17 protein-coding genes are annotated in these 19,127 nt (G+C 71.8%); 5 read left to right on the forward strand and 12 right to left on the reverse strand.

Annotated features, from left to right (window positions below; genetic code table 11):
• Nucleotides 1-26: 26 nt before the first annotated feature.
• The 9 genes from ACQP1N_RS19140 to ACQP1N_RS19180 all read right to left on the reverse strand — a co-directional run bounded on the left by ACQP1N_RS19140 (nucleotide 27) and on the right by ACQP1N_RS19180 (nucleotide 9,173).
• A complete protein-coding gene (locus ACQP1N_RS19140; protein ID WP_433225697.1) occupies nucleotides 27-1,289 on the reverse strand; it encodes a cysteine desulfurase in 1,263 nt (420 codons plus the stop codon).
• A complete protein-coding gene (gene sufC, locus ACQP1N_RS19145) occupies nucleotides 1,286-2,050 on the reverse strand; it encodes a Fe-S cluster assembly ATPase SufC (protein WP_067795923.1) in 765 nt (254 codons plus the stop codon). The genes ACQP1N_RS19140 and sufC overlap by 4 nt, the downstream gene beginning before the upstream one ends.
• Nucleotides 2,051-2,076: 26 nt before the next feature.
• A complete protein-coding gene (locus ACQP1N_RS19150) occupies nucleotides 2,077-2,391 on the reverse strand; it encodes a non-heme iron oxygenase ferredoxin subunit (protein ID WP_067795925.1) in 315 nt (104 codons plus the stop codon).
• Entirely contained in the window at nucleotides 2,388-3,527 is a 1,140-nt protein-coding gene (sufD, locus tag ACQP1N_RS19155; protein WP_433225700.1) for a Fe-S cluster assembly protein SufD, read from the reverse strand. The genes ACQP1N_RS19150 and sufD overlap by 4 nt, the downstream gene beginning before the upstream one ends.
• Nucleotides 3,527-4,939, reverse strand: coding sequence for a Fe-S cluster assembly protein SufB (gene sufB / locus ACQP1N_RS19160; protein WP_067795929.1), 1,413 nt, complete (start codon nucleotides 4,937-4,939; stop codon nucleotides 3,527-3,529). The genes sufD and sufB overlap by 1 nt, the downstream gene beginning before the upstream one ends.
• Nucleotides 4,936-5,778, reverse strand: coding sequence for a helix-turn-helix transcriptional regulator (locus ACQP1N_RS19165; protein ID WP_084262756.1), 843 nt, complete (start codon nucleotides 5,776-5,778; stop codon nucleotides 4,936-4,938). The genes sufB and ACQP1N_RS19165 overlap by 4 nt, the downstream gene beginning before the upstream one ends.
• Before the next feature lie 156 nt (nucleotides 5,779-5,934).
• Nucleotides 5,935-6,870, reverse strand: a complete 936-nt coding sequence (gene arcC, locus ACQP1N_RS19170) for a carbamate kinase (protein ID WP_067795932.1) — start codon at nucleotides 6,868-6,870, stop codon at nucleotides 5,935-5,937.
• A 35-nt stretch (nucleotides 6,871-6,905) separates the two neighbouring features.
• Nucleotides 6,906-7,907, reverse strand: coding sequence for an ornithine carbamoyltransferase (argF, locus tag ACQP1N_RS19175; protein ID WP_433225703.1), 1,002 nt, complete (start codon nucleotides 7,905-7,907; stop codon nucleotides 6,906-6,908).
• Nucleotides 7,908-7,931: 24 nt separating this feature from the next.
• The gene (locus tag ACQP1N_RS19180; RefSeq protein WP_067795937.1) at nucleotides 7,932-9,173 is read right to left on the reverse strand and encodes an arginine deiminase; all 1,242 of its coding nucleotides are present in this window, start codon (nucleotides 9,171-9,173) and stop codon (nucleotides 7,932-7,934) included.
• A 229-nt stretch (nucleotides 9,174-9,402) separates the two neighbouring features.
• Between ACQP1N_RS19180 and ACQP1N_RS19185 the strand changes: the two genes are divergently transcribed.
• The 4 genes from ACQP1N_RS19185 (at nucleotide 9,403) to prcB (ending at nucleotide 13,020) form a co-directional block, all read left to right on the forward strand.
• On the forward strand, nucleotides 9,403-10,353 hold the full coding sequence (locus ACQP1N_RS19185) for an ABC transporter ATP-binding protein (protein WP_067795939.1): 951 nt from the start codon (nucleotides 9,403-9,405) through the stop codon (nucleotides 10,351-10,353).
• Between the two features lie 65 nt (nucleotides 10,354-10,418).
• On the forward strand, nucleotides 10,419-11,135 hold the full coding sequence (locus ACQP1N_RS19190; RefSeq protein ID WP_433232761.1) for an ABC transporter permease: 717 nt from the start codon (nucleotides 10,419-10,421) through the stop codon (nucleotides 11,133-11,135).
• A 3-nt stretch (nucleotides 11,136-11,138) separates the two neighbouring features.
• Entirely contained in the window at nucleotides 11,139-12,080 is a 942-nt protein-coding gene (locus ACQP1N_RS19195; protein WP_067795944.1) for an EamA family transporter, read from the forward strand.
• Nucleotides 12,081-12,165: 85 nt separating this feature from the next.
• Entirely contained in the window at nucleotides 12,166-13,020 is an 855-nt protein-coding gene (prcB, locus tag ACQP1N_RS19200) for a proteasome subunit beta (protein WP_084262757.1), read from the forward strand.
• 74 nt (nucleotides 13,021-13,094) lie between these two features.
• On the opposite strand, the gene ACQP1N_RS19205 is transcribed toward prcB, so the two are convergent.
• From ACQP1N_RS19205 to ACQP1N_RS19215, 3 genes are read right to left on the reverse strand one after another with little or no spacing between them, the layout of a single operon-like run.
• On the reverse strand, nucleotides 13,095-14,087 hold the full coding sequence (locus ACQP1N_RS19205; RefSeq protein WP_433225706.1) for a COX15/CtaA family protein: 993 nt from the start codon (nucleotides 14,085-14,087) through the stop codon (nucleotides 13,095-13,097).
• A 48-nt stretch (nucleotides 14,088-14,135) separates the two neighbouring features.
• Nucleotides 14,136-15,362, reverse strand: coding sequence for a PrsW family intramembrane metalloprotease (locus ACQP1N_RS19210; protein ID WP_067795952.1), 1,227 nt, complete (start codon nucleotides 15,360-15,362; stop codon nucleotides 14,136-14,138).
• A 58-nt stretch (nucleotides 15,363-15,420) separates the two neighbouring features.
• Nucleotides 15,421-16,410: a heme o synthase gene (locus ACQP1N_RS19215; RefSeq protein ID WP_084262759.1), complete on the reverse strand. Its 990-nt coding sequence runs from the start codon at nucleotides 16,408-16,410 to the stop codon at nucleotides 15,421-15,423.
• A gap of 652 nt (nucleotides 16,411-17,062) precedes the next feature.
• On the opposite strand from ACQP1N_RS19215, the gene tkt reads away from it, so the two are divergent.
• A complete protein-coding gene (gene tkt / locus ACQP1N_RS19220; protein ID WP_242608652.1) occupies nucleotides 17,063-19,114 on the forward strand; it encodes a transketolase in 2,052 nt (683 codons plus the stop codon).
• Nucleotides 19,115-19,127: the final 13 nt, after the last annotated feature.

Below are 19,127 nucleotides of genomic sequence, written 5' to 3' on the forward strand. Positions count from 1 at the left end.
TTTTCTCGCTACAACCCGGCCGTCGCTCAGCCTGTTCCGAAGAACTTCTGCGCGTGCCGTACCCCGTCGGCGAGGGCGTCCACGTCGGCGAGGGTGTTGTAGAGGTAGAACGTCGCGCGGGTGGTCGCCGGGATGCCGAAGCGCCGGCAGATCGGCCACGCGCAGTGGTGGCCGACGCGGACCTCGACGCCCAGGTCGTCCAGGACCTGGCCGACGTCGTGCGGGTGGATGTCCTCGACGGTGAACGACACGGCGCCGCCGCGCGCCTCGGTGGTGCCGGGACCGATGATCCGGACGCCGGGGATCTCGCCGAGCCGCTCCAGCGAGTAGCCGACGAGGGCCTCCTCGTGGGCGTGGACGCGGTCCATGCCGATCTCGGCGAGGTAGTCGCACGCCGCGCCGAGCCCGACCGCCTGCGCGGTCATCGGGACGCCCGCCTCGAACCGCTGCGGCGGCGGCATGAACGTGCTCTCCTCCAGGTGGACGACCTCGATCATGGAACCGCCGGTGATGAACGGCGGCATGATCTCCAGCAGCTCGGCCCGCCCCCACAGCACGCCGATGCCGGTCGGGCCGAGCATCTTGTGCCCGGAGAACGCGAGGAAGTCGGCGCCGAGCTCGGTCACCTCCACCGGCTGGTGCGGAACCGACTGCGCGGCGTCCAGCAGGACGAGCGCGCCGACGGCGTGGGCACGCTCCACGATCCGCCGCACCGGCGGGACGGTGCCGAGGACGTTCGACTGGTGCGACAGCGCGACGATCTTGGTGCGCTCGTTGACCAGGTCGTCGAGGTGCTCCAGATCGAGCCGGCCCTCGTCGGTCAGGCCGAACCAGCGCAGGGTCGCGCCCGTGCGCCGGCAGAGCTGCTGCCACGGGACGAGGTTCGCGTGGTGCTCCATCTCCGACACCACGATCTCGTCGCCGGGGCCGACCGCGAACCGCTCGGCCTCCGGGCCCGCGGTCGCGGCGTTGCTCATCGCGTACGCGACGAGGTTGATGCCCTCGGTGGCGTTCTTGGTGAACACGATCTCGCCGGGCGCCGCGCCGATGAACCGGGCGATCGACGCGCGGGCGCCCTCGTAGGCCTCCGTCGCCTCCTCGGCGAGCAGGTGCGCCCCGCGGTGCGGGGCGGCGTTGTGCCGCTCGTAGAACTCTCGCTCCGCGTCCAGCACCCGGAGGGGCTTCTGCGACGTCGCCCCCGAGTCGAGGTACACCAGGGGGCGCCCGCCGCGGACCGTGCGCCGCAGCAGCGGGAAGTCCTTCTTCAGCTCCCCGGGCAGAAGCGTCATAGGGATGCGCCCGCCTTCACGTACTTCTCGTAGCCCTCGTTCTCCAGCTCGTCGGCCAGTTCCGGGCCGCCCTCGGCGACGACGCGGCCGCCGGTGAAGACGTGCACGAAGTCCGGCTTCACGTACCGCAGGATGCGGGTGTAGTGGGTGATGAGCAGGACACCGGTCTCCCCGGACGCGAACCGGTTCACGCCCTCGGACACCACCTTCAGGGCGTCGACGTCGAGGCCGGAGTCGGTCTCGTCCAGGACGGCGACCTTCGGCTTGAGCATCTCCAGCTGCAGGATCTCGTGCCGCTTCTTCTCCCCGCCGGAGAAGCCCTCGTTCAGGCTGCGCTGCGCGAACGCCGGGTCGATGGACAGGCTGTCCATCGCCGCCTTCATCTCCTTGGAGAACTCGCGGAGCTTCGGGGCCTCGCCGCGGACGGCGGTGACGGCCGAGCGCAGGAAGTTGGAGACCGACACGCCCGGCACCTCGACCGGGTACTGCATCGCCAGGAACAGCCCGGCGCGGGCGCGCTCGTCCACCGACATGGCGAGGACGTCCTCGCCGTCCAGCGTGACCGTGCCGGACGTCACCCGGTACTTCGGGTGGCCCGCGATGGCGTAGGCGAGCGTGGACTTGCCGGAGCCGTTCGGCCCCATGATCGCGTGGGTCTCGCCGGCCTGCACGGTCAGGTCGACCCCGCGCAGGATCTCCTTCGCCCCGTCGGAGCCGTCGCCGACGGAGACGTGGAGGTCGCGGATCTCTAGCGTGGCCATAGTGCGTGTAGTCCTTCGTCGTGGGGTCAGTCGCCGGTGAGCGAGACGTAGACGTCGCCGCCCTCGACCTTGACCTTGTAGGTGGCGACCGGCTGCGTGGCCGGCGGGTTGGTGGGCTTGCCTGTGCGCAGGTCGAAGCAGGACCCGTGCAGCCAGCACTCGATGGTGCCGTTGTAGATCTCGCCCTCCGACAGCGAGACCTCGGCGTGCGAGCAGATGTCGTTCAGCGCGTACAGGTCGTCGCCGCTACGCGCGACGACGACGGGCGTACCGTCGACCTCAACACCGAGGGCCCCGTTGACGGGGACCTCGCCCAGCGCGCACACCTTGACATACGTCATCGTCGTCCCGCTCCCAGATCGAGCTCTTCTTCGATCGCCTCGCGCACCTTGTCCCGGACCTCGGCGACCTCGATGCGCTCGACCAGCTGACCGAGGAAGCCCCGGACCACCATGCGGCGCGCCTCGTCGAAGGTGATGCCGCGCGCCTGGAGGTAGAACAGATGCTCGTCGTCCAGCCGCCCGGACGCCGAGGCGTGCCCCGCGCCGGCGACCTCGCCGGTGAGGATCTCCAGGTTCGGGACGGAGTCGACCCGCGTCCCGTCGGTCAGCACCAGGTTGCGGTTCAGCTCGTAGGTGTCGGTGCCCTCCGCCTCCGCGCGGATGATCACGTCGCCGATCCACACGGCGTGCGCGTCCTGGTCCTGCAGGGCGCCGCGGTAGTCGACGCGGCTGCGGCAGTGCGGGACGGTGTGGTCGACGAGGAGGCGGTGCTCCAGGTGCTGGCCGCCGTCGACGAAGTACACCCCGTACAGCTCGGCGTCGCCGCCGGGCTCCGCGTAGGCGACGGACGGCGAGATCCGCACGACGTCGCCGCCGAGCGAGATGTTGTGCGAGACGAACCGGGCGTCGCGGCCGAGCCGGGCGTGCTGGTGGGAGACGTGGACGGCGTCGTCCGCCCAGTCCTGCAGGCTGATCACCGAGAGGCGGGCGCCGTCGCCGACGACGAACTCGATGTTGTCGGCGTAGGTCGCCGAGCCGCGGTGCGCCAGCACGACGGTGGCCTCGGCGAACGGCTCCACCACGACGGTCGTGTGACCGTAGGCGGCGGCCGAGGCGTCCTCGCCGCGCAGCCGCAGCACGGTCGGCGCGGAGGCGACGGCCTCCTTCGGGACGGTCACGACCGTGGCCTCGGTGAAGGAGTTCCATGCCTGGGCGCTGACGCGGTCGGCGGGGACGTAGGCCCTGCCGAGGCGCGGGTCGTCGCGTCCGACGGTCTCGACGGTGACCTCCGGGGCCGCGTCGACCTCGACCAGCACCTTGCCGCCGTCCTCCGCGGTGCCCTTGTGCAGGCCGCGCAGGCGGCGCAGCGGGGTGAACCGCCACTCCTCCTCGCGGCCCGTGGGGACCTCGAAGTCGCCCACGTCGTAGGACGCCTTCTCGTGCAGCGTCGAGAGAGGCTTGGTGTCGAGCCCCATCAGCCGACGGCTCCTTCCATCTGCAGCTCGATGAGCCGGTTCAGCTCAAGGGCGTACTCCATCGGCAGCTCCCGCGCGATGGGCTCGACGAACCCGCGCACGATCATCGCCATCGCCTCGTCCTCGGTGAGGCCGCGGCTCATCAGGTAGAACAGCTGCTGCTCCGACACCTTGGAGACGGTGGCCTCGTGGCCCATCTCCACGTCGTCCTCGCGGACGTCGACGTAGGGGTAGGTGTCGGACCGGCTGACCTGGTCGACCAGCAGCGCGTCGCACTTGACGGTGGACTTGCTGTGCTCGGCGCCCTCCTGGATCTGCACCAGCCCCCGGTAGGACGTGCGGCCACCGCCGCGCGCCACCGACTTGGAGATGATGCTGCTGGAGGTGTTGGGCGCGGCGTGCACCATCTTGGCGCCGGCGTCCTGGTGCTGGCCCTCGCCCGCGAACGCGATCGACAGGGTCTCGCCCTTGGCGTGCTCGCCGAGCAGGTAGACGGCCGGGTACTTCATCGTGACCTTGGAGCCGATGTTGCCGTCCACCCACTCCATGGTGGCGCCCTCGTAGGCGACGGCGCGCTTGGTCACCAGGTTGTAGACGTTGTTCGACCAGTTCTGGATCGTCGTGTAGCGGACGCGGGCGTCCTTCTTCACGATGATCTCGACGACCGCGGAGTGCAGCGAGTCCGACTTGTAGATCGGAGCGGTGCAGCCCTCGACGTAGTGGACGTAGGACCCCTCGTCGGCGATGATCAGGGTCCGCTCGAACTGGCCCATGTTCTCGGTGTTGATCCGGAAGTAGGCCTGGAGCGGGATCTCGACGTGCACGCCCGGCGGGACGTAGACGAACGAGCCGCCCGACCACACCGTGGTGTTGAGCGCGGCGAACTTGTTGTCGCCGACCGGGATCACCGAGCCGAAGTACTCCTTGAAGATCTCCGGGTGCTCGCGCAGGCCGGTGTCGGTGTCGACGAAGATGACGCCCTTCTCCTCAAGGTCCTCGCGGATCTTGTGGTAGACGACCTCCGACTCGTACTGCGCGGCGACGCCGGCGATGAGGCGCTGCTTCTCCGCCTCGGGGATGCCGAGCCTGTCGTAGGTGTTCTTGATGTCCTCGGGGAGCTCCTCCCAGGACGCGGCCTGCTGCTCGGTGGAGCGCACGAAGTACTTGATGTTGTCGAAGTCGATGTCCGACAGGTCGGAGCCCCAGGTGGGCATCGGCTTCTTGCTGAACAGCCGCAGCCCCTTGAGGCGCAGGTCGAGCATCCACTCGGGCTCGTTCTTCCTGGCCGAGATGTCGCGGACGACGTCCTCGTTCAGGCCGCGGCGAGCCGAGGCACCGGCCTCGTCGGAGTCGGCCCAGCCGAACTTGTACCTGTCGAGCCCCTCTAGTTCAGGGTGGGCTGCCGTAGTCATAGGGAGGTCCCTCCGGACTCCTCGTCACTGTTCTGTGTCTGTTCGGGGGACGCCGCCCCCGGGTCTCCCGCGTCCCCGCCGGGGGCGCCGCCCGCGGCGGGCTCGCCGGCCCCGTCCATCTCGCGCAGGGAGCGGGGACTGACGTGGGTGGTGCAGATCCCGTCGCCGTGGGCGATCGTGGCCAGCCGCTGGACGGGGGTGCCCAGCAGCCGGCTGAACGCCTCGGTCTCGGCCTCGCACAGCTGCGGGAACTCCGCGGCGACGTGCGCGACCGGGCAGTGGTGCTGGCACAACTGCTCGCCCCCGCCCGGCTGGGGCGCCTTCGCGGCGGCGGCCGCGTAGCCGTCGCCCGACAGCGCCTCGGCCAGCGTGCGGACCCGCTGCTGGGGCGGGGCGTCCTGCACGACGGGCCGGTACCGCCGCTCCAGGTCGGCGATCTGCCGCCGGGCGAACTCGGCGACCGCGTGGTCGCCGGCCGTGTCGGCGAGGAACCGCAGCGCGCCGGTCGCCAGGTCGTCGTAGGCGTGCACGAAGGCGCTGCGCCCGGCGTCGGTGATGGCGAACCACTTGGCCGGACGTCCCCGGCCGCGCCGGGTCTGCGGCACCCGTGCCTTGCGGACCTCGATCATGCCCTCGGCCAGCAGCGCGTCCAGGTGCCGGCGGATCGCGGCCGGCGTGAGGCCGACGCGTTCCCCCAGCGCGGACGCCGTGACCGGGCCGTGCTCAAGGATCAGCCGGGCCACTCGCGCGCGTGTGTCGCGCTCGGCGTGACCGGCCCCTGACGGCACGCCGGAAGGCCGCGCGGAGGCGGCCTGGGCGGTCGTCTGACCCTTGCTCACGTATTTCACAACATCAGTGTGCCGTAATTCCTTCCCCCGAAACACCGGATCGCCGATGTCGTAGCTCACGCAGGTGAGCCTTACCTAACCCGGGGCCTGCGTCACCGGTGGTTCATCCGGCGGCAGGGGCGGCGGCCCCGGCGGCCGCCGGGGCCGTTACAGCGTGCTCCTCAGCGGCCAGGTGGCGTTGGGGGTGACGATCGTGCCGGCGGTGCCTTCGAGGATCTCGGCGCACTGGTCGAGCAGCCCGATCGCGGCCATGTCGCCGGTCCGCTCGACGAAGCCCGCCGCCGCCTCGGCCTTGGGGCCCATCGACCCGGCGGGGAAGTTCTCGGCCCGCAGTTCGAACGGGGTCGTGTGGGTGATCTCCTCCTGCTCCGGGGTGCCGAAGTTGCGCATCACCCGGGGCACGTCGGTGAGGATGAGCAGCGCGTCCGCGTCCATGCTCTCGGCCAGGATGGACGCGGTGAGGTCCTTGTCGATGACCGCCTCGACGCCCTCCAGCCGCCCGACGTCGTTGCGGAACACCGGGATGCCGCCGCCGCCCGCGCAGACCACCACCGTCCCGAGCCGGACCAGCTCCCGGATCAGCCGCGTCTCGATCACCCGCTGCGGACGCGGGGACGGCACGACGCGGCGCCACCGGTCCCCGTCCTCGCGGACCGTCCAGCCGTACTCGGCGGCGAGCTTCTCGGCCTCCTCCCGGTCGTAGACCTGCCCGACGAACTTGGTCGGGTTCTCGAACGCCGGGTCCACCGCCGACACCAGCGTCTGGTTGACCATCGCCACCACCTGGCGGCCGGGCAGCGCGTTCTGCAGCGCCTGCAGCAGCCAGTAGCCGATCATCCCCTGGGTCTCGGCGCCGATGGTGTCCAGCGGGTAGGGCCGGGTCAGGTTCGGGTCGTTGACGCTCTCCAGCGACAGCACCCCGACCTGCGGCCCGTTCCCGTGCGTGATGATCAGCTCGTGCTTCTCGGCGAGCGGCGCCAGCGACCGGACGGCCCGGTTCACATTGCCGCGCTGAAGCTCCGCGTCGGGCATTTCGCCCCGCCTGACCAGCGCGTTCCCTCCGAGCGCGACGACGACGCGCATGCTGCCTCTCCCCTGTTCCCGGCGACCGGCCCGGCTCAGCCGAGCGTCGCGACCATGACCGCCTTGATCGTGTGCATCCGGTTCTCGGCCTCGTCGAAGACGATGGAGGCCGCGGACTCGAACACCTCCTCGGTGACCTCCAGCGCCTCCAGACCGGTCTTGCGGTAGATCTCCTCTCCCACCGTGGTCTCCCTGTTATGGAAGGCGGGGAGGCAATGCATGAACTTGGTGTCCGGGCTGCCGGTGGCCTGCATGACCTCGGCGTTCACCTGGTAAGGCTTGAGCAGCGCTATGCGCTCGTCCCACACCTCCTTGGGCTCGCCCATCGACACCCACACGTCGGTGATGACGAAGTCGGCGCCCCGGACGCCTTCGGCGACGTCCTCGGTGAGGGTGATGTTCGCGCCGGTCTTGGCCGCGACCGCTCTGGACGGTTCGACCACCATCTCCTCGTTCGGCCAGAGGGTGCGCGGCGCGACGATGCGCACGTCCATGCCGAGCAGCGCACCGGTGGCCACATAGGAGTGGCCCATGTTGTTGCGGGCGTCGCCCAGGTAGGCGTACGTGACGTCCTGCAAGGGCTTGCCGCTGTGCTCGCGCATGGTGAGCATGTCGGCGAGCATCTGCGTCGGATGCCATTCGTCGGTGAGACCGTTCCACACCGGGACGCCCGCGTACTCGGCCAGCTCTTCGACGAGCCTTTGACTGGAACCCCTGTACTCGATGCCGTCGTACATCCGCCCCAGGACGCGTGCGGTGTCCTTCATCGACTCCTTATGGCCGATCTGCGTGCCGCTCGGGTCGAGGTAGGTGACATGGGCGCCCTGATCGTGCGCGGCGACCTCGAAGGCACAGCGCGTGCGGGTGGAGGTCTTCTCGAAGATCAGCGCGATGTTCCTGCCCGTCAGGGCCTGCCGTTCCGTGCCGGCGCGTTTGGCGGCCTTCAGCTCGGCCGCGAGGCCGAGCAGGTGCTCGAACTCCTCGGTCGTGAAGTCGAGTTCCTTGAGCAGGCTGCGTCCGCGCAGGTCGAGCATCATGTCGGTCTCCCGGGGTCGTGGTCGTCAGGCGTCGCGTACGAGCGGGCAGGTCATGCAGCGGGGACCGCCGCGCCCGCGGCCCAGCTCGCTGCCGCGAATGGTGATGACCTTGATCCCGTTCCGGCTCAGATGGTTGTTGCTCGTGGTGTTGCGCTCGTAGGCGACAACGACGCCGGGGGCCACGGCGAGGACGTTCGCGCCGTCGTCCCACTGCTCGCGCTCGGCGGCGAACACGTCCTGCGTCGGGATGAGGACCTTGATGTCGTCCAGGCCGAGCGCCGCGGCGATCGCGCGGTGCATGTCCTCCGGAGGATGATCTGTGATCTTCAGCTCTTTCTCGGTGTCGCCGGGCTCGATGGTGTAGGACGGCAGCATGCCCATCCCGGCGTAGGCGGTGAACACGCCGTGGTCGACCATCGTCATGACGGTGTCCAGGTGCATGAACGCCCGCTTCTGCGGCATCCGCAGCGCGACGATCCGGTCGCAGGAACCGGTGGCGAACATCGACTGCGCGAGCATCTCGACGGCCTGCGGCTGCGTCCGCTCGCTCATCCCGACCAGCACGGCGCCGTTCCCGATGACCAGGACGTCGCCGCCCTCCAGCGTCGCCGGGGCCATCGCCGTCCCGCTGTTCCAGACGTGGAAGCCGCCCTCCTCCGGCCGGCCGTAGCCGAAGGCGAACAGCGGATGCCACCGGTAGACGGCCTCCATGTGCACCGTCTCGCGCATCCGCGCCTTCTTGCGCATCGTGTTGATCGAGACGCCGTCGTAGACCCAGCAGGACGTGTCGCGGGTGAACAGGTGGTTCGGCAGCGGCGGCAGGATGAACCCGTCCAGGTCGATGAAGTGGAACGCGATGGACGCGGGCTCGGGCATCCGCTCGAGCATCTCCCGTTTGGTGATGCCGCCGATGAGGAACGAGCCAAGCTCCCGCACGTCCATGGAGTCGAAGCAGCCGCGGATCGCGTCGGCGGCGAGCGGGCCGAACCAGTGCGGGTCGACGACGGTGTCCAGGATGTGGCCGCGCGCCTCGGGGATCGCGATCGTCTCGCACAGCAGGTCGAGCAGCAGATGCGTCCGGACGCCCTCCGCCCGCAGCACGTCCTCGAACTCCTCGTGCTCCTCGATCGCCCGCCGGACCCACAGCACGTCGTCGAACAGCAGCCCGGCCGCGTTGGACGGGGTGAGCCGTTTCAGTGACAACTCCGGCCGGTGGAGCAGCACCTCCCGGAGCCGTCCGGCCTCCGAATCGACGTGGAACGGCATCCCCACCTCCTCGGGGCCCCGGCGACGGTGCCGGCACCCCAGGCCACCGGGGGCGTCCGGTGACAGATCGGGAATTCCCGCGCGCCCGGCGGGCGAAACTAGATCGACTTCCCCTCGGACCCGGATCACATCCCGCCGGCGTCCCCCCGAAGGCTTTACCTCATCTTCACCTGGCGCACCTGCGGGACCCCGCGCGGAGCTGTCCCGCCGCGGTTCTAAACTCGTCATCATGACACCCCCCGGAGACGGTGGCCGAGACAGCGCGGTCGAGCTGCGCTCGCTCGTCAAGCGCTACGGCGCGGCCGGCCACGAACGGCGGGCCGTGGACGGCCTGACGTTCAGTGCCGCCCGGGGCGCGGTCACCGCGCTGCTCGGCCCGAACGGCGCCGGCAAGACCACGACGATCGAGATCTGCGAGGGCTTCCGGCGGGCCGACTCCGGCACCGTCCGCGTCCTCGGCCTCGACCCGGCCGCCGACGGGCGGGCGCTGAAGCCCAGGGTCGGCGTGATGCCGCAGTCCGGCGGCGTGCCGGGGACGGCCCGCGCGGGCGAGTTCCTGAAGCTCGTCGCCTCGTTCCACGCCACGCCGCTCGACACCTCCGCCCTGCTGGAGCGGCTCGGCCTCACCGAGCACGCCCGCACCCCGTTCCGGCGCATGTCGGGCGGGCAGCAGCAGCGGCTCTCCCTCGCCGTCGCCGTGGTCGGGCGTCCCGAGCTGGTCTTCCTGGACGAGCCCACCACCGGGCTCGATCCGCAGGCCAGGCACGCCACCTGGGAGCTGATCGAGGAACTGCGCGCCGCCGGCGTGTCGGTGGTTCTCACGACCCACAACATGGAGGAGGCCGAGCGCCTCTCCGACCGCGTCGTCATCGTCGACCACGGCAAGGTCGTCGCCGAGGGCGCCCCCGAGGAGCTGACCGGCGCCGAGCGGCAGCTGCGTTTCCGTGCCCGGCCCGGACTCGGCCTGGAGGAGCTGCTGGCGGCACTGCCCGCCGGGAGCGCCGCCAAGGAGTCGCCCGCCGGGCACTACCTGATCGAGGCGGACGTGCGGCCCGAACTGCTCGCCACCGTCACCGCCTGGTGCGCCTCGCACGGCGTCATGACCGAGGACCTGCGGATCGAGCGCCGCACCCTGGAGGATGTCTTCCTGGAGCTGACCGGACGGGAGCTGCGCGCGTGACGACCCCGCCGAAGACCGCCCCGCTGGACCTGTCCCCCGCGCCGGGGGCCGTGCCGCTGCCGCGGATGATCATGTCGCAGGCGGGCTATGAGTTCCGCACCGTACTGCGCAACGGCGAGCAGCTGCTGCTCACGCTGATCATCCCGGTGGTGCTGCTCGTCCTGTTCAGCGCCACGTCCCTGCTGGACCTCGGTGCCGGCCGCCGGGTCGACTTCCTCGCACCGGGCATCCTCGCGCTCGCGGTGATGTCCACCGCGTTCACCGGCCAGGCGATCGGGACCGGCTTCGAACGGCGGTACGGCGTCCTCAAGCGGCTCGGCGCCACCCCGCTGCCGCGCGGCGGGCTCATCGCCGCCAAGACGCTCAGCGTGCTCGGGGTCGAGGTGGTGCAGGCCGCGGTGATCTGCGGGGTGGCGCTGGGTCTCGGCTGGCGGCCGCACGGCGATCCCGGCTCGGTGATCGTCCTGCTGCTGCTCGGCACCGCCGCGTTCAGCGGGTTCGGGCTGCTCATGGCCGGGACGCTGCGCGCCGAGGCCGCCCTCGCCGCCGCGAACCTCGTCTACATCCTGCTGCTGGCCGTCGGCGGCGTGGTGTTCCCGCTGGACAAGTTCCCCGGCCCGGTGCGGGACGTCCTGGAGCTGCTGCCGATCTCGGCGCTGGCCGGCGGGCTGCGCGACGTCCTGCAGGACGGTGCCGCGTTCCCGGCGCAGCCGCTGCTCGTCCTCGCGGCGTGGGCCGTCGCCGGCCTCGCCCTCGCCGCCCGTTTCTTCAGGTGGGAGTGATCGGTGGCGCTCGCTGACGTGCCGGGCGAGGCGTCGCGGGTCGGCCGGTCCGGGCGCCTGCCGCCGCGGACGCTGTCGCTCGGGTCGGTGCCGCCGCCCGCGCTGATCCTGCTCGGCATCATCTCCCTGCAGGTCGGGGCGGGCTTCGCCAAGCACCTGTTCGACCGGCTGCCGCCGAACGCCGTGGTGACGATGCGGCTGCTGACCTCGGCGATCGTGCTGGGGTTCCTGGCCCGCAAGGCGCTGCGGACGGTGCTGCGCGACCACTCCCGCTCCAGCCTCGCCATCGCCGCCTGCTTCGGGCTGGCGCTGGCGCTGATGAACTTCTCGATCTACCAGTCGTTCGCGCGGATCCCGCTGGGCGTGGCGGTGACGATCGAGTTCCTCGGGCCGCTGGCGGTGTCGATCGTCGCGTCCCGGCGTCCGCGCGACGCGCTGTGGGTCGTGCTCGCCGGGGCGGGCGTCGTCCTGCTGGCCAGGGGCGGCAGCGGCGCCCTCGACCCGGCCGGCGTCGCGTTCGCGCTGCTCGCGGCGGCGTGCTGGGCCGCCTACATCGTGCTCACCGCCGCCACCGGCAGGCGGTTCTCCGGCTCGACCGGCCTCGCGGCCGCCAGCGTCGTCGGCACGGTCGCGATCCTGCCGCTCGGGATCGCCTCCGCCGGGACGGCGCTGCTGGACCCGCGGCTGCTGCTCATCGGCCTCGGCGTCGGCCTGCTGTCGTCGGTGATCCCGTACTCGCTGGAGCTGGAGGCGCTGCGGCGGATGCCCGCCCGCGTCTTCGGCGTCCTGATGAGCCTGGAGCCCGCCGTGGCCGCGCTCGTCGGGATGGTGCTGCTCGGCGAGGTCCTCACCGCACGCCAGTGGATCGCGATCTGCTGCGTGATCGTCGCCTGCGCGGGTGCCACCCGCAGCCAGCAGGAACCGCCGCAAGCACCCCAGACATGATCCGGGGGCGGGGTCGTCCCCTCAGGAGCGCGGTGGCGGGTGCGTGTGGCAGCGTGGAAGGATCAAGCCCGACGGATCGTCCAGGATGCGGAGAGGAGCCGCCGTGATCGGCCGGATCGAGGACCAGGGGGTACCGCCCGAGTTCTTCGAGGCGGGGTCGGCGTCGTTCGTCGACCTCCTGCGCCTCCACTCCCCCGAACTGCTCCCGGTCAACCGGGTGCCGGAGGGCGACGCGCCGGACCTGCCGCACGGCACGACCGTCCTGGCGCTGACGTTCCCCGGCGGCGTCATGATGGCCGGCGACCGGCGCGCGACCCAGGGCAACCGCATCGCCTACCGCGAGCTGGACAAGGTCCAGCGCGCCGACGAGTACTCCGCCGTCGCGTTCGCGGGGACGGTCGGGCTGGCGCTGGAGATGGTCCGGCTGTTCCAGGTCGAACTGGAGCACTACGAGAAGATGGAGACCGTCCCGCTGTCGCTGCCGGGCAAGGCCCGCCGGCTCGGCGCCGTCATCCAGGCCAACCTCGCGCAAGCGCTGCAGGGCCTCGCCGTCGTCCCGCTGCTCGCCGGCTACGATCCCGACGCGGGTGAGGGACGCATCTACACCTACGACATCACCGGCGCCCCGCAGGAGGCCCGCGACTTCCACGCGGACGGGTCCGGTTCCCCCTACGCGATGGGCTCGCTGAAGAAACTGTACCGGCGCGACCTGTCCGTGGAGGACGCCGCCACCGTGTGCCTCCAGGCCCTCTACGACGCGGCCGACGACGACGCCGCCACCGGCGGCCCCGACCCGGCGCGGCGCATCTACCCGACGATCGCGGTGGTCACCGGCGACGGCTACCGGCGCCTGCCCGAGGACGAGGTGTCCGCCGTCGCCGAAGAGGTCATGCGCGCCCGGATGGACAACCCCGGCGGCCCCACCGCGCCCCTGCGCTGACGCGAAGAAGGTCCTCGGCCGCGCCGTCCGGCGGGTGGCGGCGGCCGCGCGTCCGCCCGCCGGGCGGTGCGCCCTCAGGCGGGCTGCGGCGCCCCGGCCGGGGAGGTGACGGGCGACGGTTCCGCCGCCGGGACGGGGCCGCGGTCGCGGAGGGCGAAGAACAGGCGGAACGCCGCGATCCACATCAGCACCGAGCCGAGCATGTGCAGCAGCACCAGCCCGGCGGGGACGCCGAGGAAGTACTGGGTGTAGCCGATCGCGCCCTGGACGACGATCAGCCCGGCCAGCTCCAGCGCCCGGCGGCGCGCGGCGGCGGGGGCGGCGGTCCGGTAGAGGGCGACGATGACGGCCGCTGTCAGGCCGATGGTGAGCCAGGCGAGCTCGCCGTGGATCCGGGCGACGTCGGTGATGTCGAAGCCGTAGCGGCGGGATTCGGCGTCCCCCGCGTGCGGGCCGGTGCCGGTGACGACGGTGCCCGCGACGAGGGCGGCGGCGGAGGCGGCCAGCAGCGCGGCGGCGAGGCGGCGCGTCCAGGCCCCGGCGAGCGGACGCGGCGGCGCGTCGCCCTCGCCCGCCCGGACCCACAGCGCCACGCAGAAGACGAGCAGCGCCGGCGAGACGAGGAAGTGCAGCGACACGGCCGCCGGGTGCAGCTCGGTGAGGACCACGATGCCGCCGATGACCGCCTGCGCGACCACGCTCATCGGCTGCGCCAGCGCCCACCACACCAGTTCCCCGCGGCGGGGACGCAGCCGCAGCGCCGCGACGAACACCAGCAGCCCGAGGCCCAGCACCACGAACGTGATCAGCCGGTTGCCGAACTCGATCGACATGTTCAGCACGTGGTGCTCGGGATTGTGGGTCGGGACGAGGCTGTCGCCGGAGCAGCGCGGCCACTCGGGGCAGCCGAGCCCGGACTTGGTGACGCGCACGGCCCCGCCGCTGACGACGATCACCACGTTGCCGATGACGCCGAGGAGCGCGAGCAGCCGCAGCGACCCGGGAGTCGGGTGCCACACGGCGTTCCAGGACCGGGTCAGGAGGTTGGGAGACGGACGCTCTGCCACGGCACCAATCGTATGGCCGGGTCCCGGTGGCCTCGATCCGCCCCCCGGTTACGTCCCGTACGGGCCGGGCGGCGAAGGCGGCAGGAACCCGGACGGGCCCTGCGCCGCCCACGGCGGGCCGGCCGGCCAGTTCGCGCCGGGACGCGGCGGAGTGCGCAGGAACGCCTGCCTGGCCAGCGCCATCAGCTCCAGCAGCGAGTCGCGGCGGGCGACGAACCAGCGCTGCTCGGCCACCCCCCGGTCGGCGCGCTTGTGCAGCAGCGCCAGCTCGGTCGCGGCGAGCTGGTAGTCGGTCATGGCGCGTGCGGCGGGCGGGCCGCCGACGGACCGGGCCCAGCGGCGGGCGGCCCGCCGGGACGGGATGGACCGCAGCATCCGCACGTCCTGCGGCGTCACCAGGCCCGTCCCGGCGTACATCGGCAGGTAGGTCTCGATGCGGCGGACGGTGTGCCGGCGCTCCACGAAGACGATGACGACCAGCGTGACCAGGACGCAGAAGTCCAGCAGGTAGACGATGCCGAGCCCGGCGAGGCCGAACGCGCCGGCGGCGCCGTTCCACAGCCCGTGCAGGATCATCGCGCCGAGCAGCCCGGCGAGCGGCGCGATGAGCTGGCCGCGCCGGTGGGTGGCGGCGTAGGCGACGCCGAGGCCCGTCATGGACGTGAACAGCGGGTGGCTGAGCGGCGCGATCAGGCCGCGCAGGATGAACACCGACTGCAACTGCTGGGCGCCGCCCTCCTCGAACGCCCGCATGTAGTAGGTGATGTTCTCCATCATGGCGAAGCCGAGGCCGACCATGGCGGCGTAGATGATCCCGTCGGCGAAGCCGTCGATCTCGTTGCGGCGGAACCACAGCAGCCCGAACAGGACGGCGCCTTTCAGCGTCTCCTCGATGACGGGCGCGCCGAACGTGGCGCTGACGAAGTGGCCTTCGGTCTCGCCGAAGATGGGCACGGTCACGTACAGCAGGCCCACGGTGTTCAGGACGAGCGCGCCGAGCACGGCGATGCCCGCCCCCCACATGAACGAGAACGCGAGGGCGCGCGGCGGCTCGGGCTCCAGCCGGTCCAGGGTGAGGGCGAGCGCGACCAGTACGGGGATCGGGATGATGGCGAGGAGCAGGCCGACCCAGAACCCCGCCTCCCCGAGCGCGGCGTAGGTGCCGAGCGCTATCACGACGCACAGCCCCGACACGGTCATGCCGAGGATGAGCCCGACCGGAGGCCGGCCGGGGACCCGTCCTTCGAGTACCGCTTTGGGATCCATACGCGCCATGACGCGAGCGTAACGGCGGGTCGGGCGAAGCGCTAAGCCGTACCGGCCGCGGGAGGCGTCAGTGCAGCAGCGGGTCGACCGCCACGGCGGTGAACAGCAGCGCCAGGTAGACGTTGGACAGGTGGAAGAAGCGCATCGGCCGCAGGTGGACGCCGGTCACCCCGGCGCGGACCGCCTTCAGCAGCCGGTGCCCCTCGGCGAGGAACACCCCGCCGAGCACGACCGCGACGGCCCCGTACACCGGGCTCATCCCGGCGACGGGCCACAGCAGCAGCGAGCACGCGACGGTCGCATAGGTGTAGCCGAGGCTCTCGATGACGACGCGGCGCTCGGACGCGACGACCGGCAGCATCGGGATCTTGGCGACGGCGTAGTCCTCGCGGTAGCGCATCGCGAGCGTCCACGTGTGCGGCGGCGTCCACAGGAACACCACCATGAACAGCACGAACGGCGTCCAGGCGACGGACCCGGTGACGGCGGCCCAGCCGATGAGGACGGGCATGCACCCGGCGATGCCGCCCCACACGACGTTCTGCGAGGTGCGCCGCTTGAGCAGCAGCGAGTACACGAAGACGTAGAACAGGATCGCGAACAGCGACCCGGCCGCGGCGACCGGGTTGACGGTCAGCAGGAACCCGGCCGTGGACAGCACGGCGAGCGTCACCCCGAAGATCAGGGCGCGGGCGGGGGTGACCTGGTGGCGGGCCAGCGGACGGCGCCGGGTGCGGCGCATCTTGGCGTCGATGTCGCGGTCGATGTAGCAGTTGATCGCGTTGGCGGACCCGGCGGACATCGTCCCGAACGCCAGCGTGAGCAGCACGGTGGACAGCCGCGGGACGCCGTCGGCCGCCAGGAACATCACCGGGATGGTGGTGATCAGGAGCAGCTCGATGACGCGCGGCTTGGTGAGCGCCACGTAGGCGCGCACGCTCGCGCCCACCGCCCGGCGGCCGGCGAGTTCGGCGGGATCCGGCGCGAGGGCCGGTACGGGCGCCCCCGGCACCCGCTCGTCGAGCTCTATCCCGCGCTTGTTACTGAGCACCGTCACAATCGGGTCCACGTCCAACTAGGGATGAGAAATCGGTCCACCTCGGCGGTGCCCCCGCGTTCCGGGACGGCCTCGGATTGGTGCGACTTCGGCTTCGGTCTGGTTGCCGCGGCCGCTGCCGTCAGCCGCGCAATCACTGTAGTCGGCCCCCTCCGGGAGTCGCGCACCGGGTCACCGGACGCGCCGGACGGTGACCGTCCGGCCGGGCCGGGGCCGTCCCGGATCACCCGCCGGATCACCCGTGCGGGGGGTTAGCCCGCGGGACGTACGGGCAAAGGTGCATGAAGGCGCCGCACCCCCGGTCCCCCGGTCCCCCGACCCCCGGAACGCGGCGTCGCACGGCACGTTCCCGCGCCGGCCTGCGGCGCCTCCCGCGCGATAGGCTCGCTGAGGGCACGGCGTGATCTCGCCCGCCGCGGGCCCGGGCCGCGGCACGGGGCCGGGGAAGCGCGCCGCACCGCCGGACGTTATGGCCAATGGGCCTCGGCGGGGTGCCACGACGCGTGGCGCACAACATCACAGACGCACAACATTCACCGAGTGGCCTTACACCGGTTCGAGAGGAGCCTGGCGTTCCGTGAGCAGGAACAACAGCACGTTTGAGTGGTCCGACCAGGACCGGCGGGCGGTGGACGTGATCCGCGCCCTCGCCATGGACGCGGTCGAGGAGGCCGGCTCGGGTCACCCGGGGACGGCGATGAGCCTCGCGCCCGCCGCCTACCTCCTCTTCCAGCGCTTCCTCCGGCACGACCCGACGGATCCGGACTGGGCCGGACGGGACAGGTTCGTGCTCTCCTGCGGGCACTCCAGCCTGACCCTCTACATCCAGCTGTACCTGTCGGGCTACCCGATGACGCTGGACGACCTGAAGGCGCTGCGCAAGTGGGACAGCCTCACTCCCGGCCACCCGGAGCACGGTCACACGGCGGGCGTCGAGACGACGACGGGCCCGCTGGGGCAGGGCATCGCGAACGCGGTCGGGATGGCGATGGCGGCCCGCCGCGAACGCGGCCTCTTCGACCCGGACGCGCCGCAGGGCGAGTCCCCCTTCGACCACACCATCTGGGCGTTCGCGTCCGACGGCGACATCGAGGAGGGCATCAGCCACGAGGCGAGCGCGCTGGCGGCCCATCAGCGGCTCGGGAACCTGGTGCTGCTCTACGACGACAACCGCATCTCCATCGAGGACGACACCGCGATCGCGCTGTCGGAGGACGTGCGGGCCCGGTACGCGGCGTACGGGTGGGACGTCCACCACGTCGACTGGACCGAGAACGGCGACTACGAGGAGAACGTCGCCGCGCTGGCGGAGGCGTTCGCCGCGGCCAAGGCCGAGACGTCCCGCCCGTCGCTCATCGCGCTGCGGACGATCATCGGCTGGCCCGCGCCGAACAAGAAGAACACCGGCAAGATCCACGGTGCGGCGCTCGGCGCGGAGGAGGTCGCCGCGACCAAGCGGATCCTCGGCATGGACCCGGACAAGAGCTTCCAGGTCCCGCAGGACGTGCTGGCGCACGCCCGCGAGGTGTCCGGCCGGGGCCGCGCCGAGCACGCCGAGTGGACCAAGGCGTTCGATGCGTGGCGGTCGGCCAACCCCGAGCGCGCCGCCGAGTACGACCGGATGGCGTCCCGCACGCTCCCGGCCGGCTGGGAGGAGGCGCTGCCCGCGTTCGAGGCGGGCAAGGACATCGCGACCCGCGCGGCGTCCGGTGAGGTGCTGACGGCGCTGGCGCCGGTGCTGCCGGAGCTGTGGGGCGGCTCGGCGGACCTGGCCGAGAGCAACAACACCACGATGAAGGGCGAGCCGTCCTTCATCCCCGAGGAGTTCCAGACCAAGGAGTTCCCCGGCCACCGCTACGGGCGCACGCTGCACTTCGGCATCCGCGAGCACGCGATGGGCGCGATCTGCAACGGCATCGCGCTGCACGGCGGGACCCGCCCGTACTGCGGCACCTTCCTGGTCTTCAGCGACTACATGCGGCCGGCGGTGCGGCTGGCGGCGCTGATGGGGCTGCCGGTCACCTACGTGTGGACGCACGACTCGATCGGGCTCGGCGAGGACGGTCCCACGCACCAGCCGGTGGAGCACCTGTGGGCGCTGCGGGCGATCCCCGGCCTGGACATCGTCCGCCCGGCCGACGCCAACGAGACGGCGGTGGCGTGGCGCACCGTCCTGCGGCGCACCGACCGCCCGGCGGGCCTGGCGCTGACCCGGCAGAAGCTGCCGACGGTCGAGCGCGGCGGCGAGATCGCGTCCGCGGACGGCGCCGCCAGGGGCGGCTACGTGCTGGCCGACGCCGACAACGGCCGGCCCGAGGTGATCCTCATCGCGACGGGCAGCGAGGTGCAGCTCGCGCTTGAGGCCCGCACGACCCTGCAGGCCGAGGGCATCGCGACGCGCGTCGTGTCGATGCCGTGCGTGGAATGGTTCGAGGAGCAGACCGACGCGTACCGGCAGGAGGTCCTCCCGCCCGGCGTGCGCGCCCGCGTGTCCGTCGAGGCCGGCATCGCGCTCGGCTGGCGGAACCACATCGGCGACGACGGCGAGTCGGTGAGCCTGGAGCACTTCGGGGCCTCCGCCGACTACAAGACGCTGTTCCAGCAGTTCGGCATCACCGCCGAGCGGGTCGTCGCGGCCGCGAAGGCCAGCCTGATCAAGGCGGGCGTCCACTCCGCCGGGCGCGGCTCCACCACCGGCAACTAGGGGCTCGGCGGGG

The organism is Actinomadura formosensis, assembly GCF_050948385.1.
Classification (GTDB): Bacteria; Actinomycetota; Actinomycetes; order Streptosporangiales; family Streptosporangiaceae; genus Spirillospora; species Spirillospora formosensis.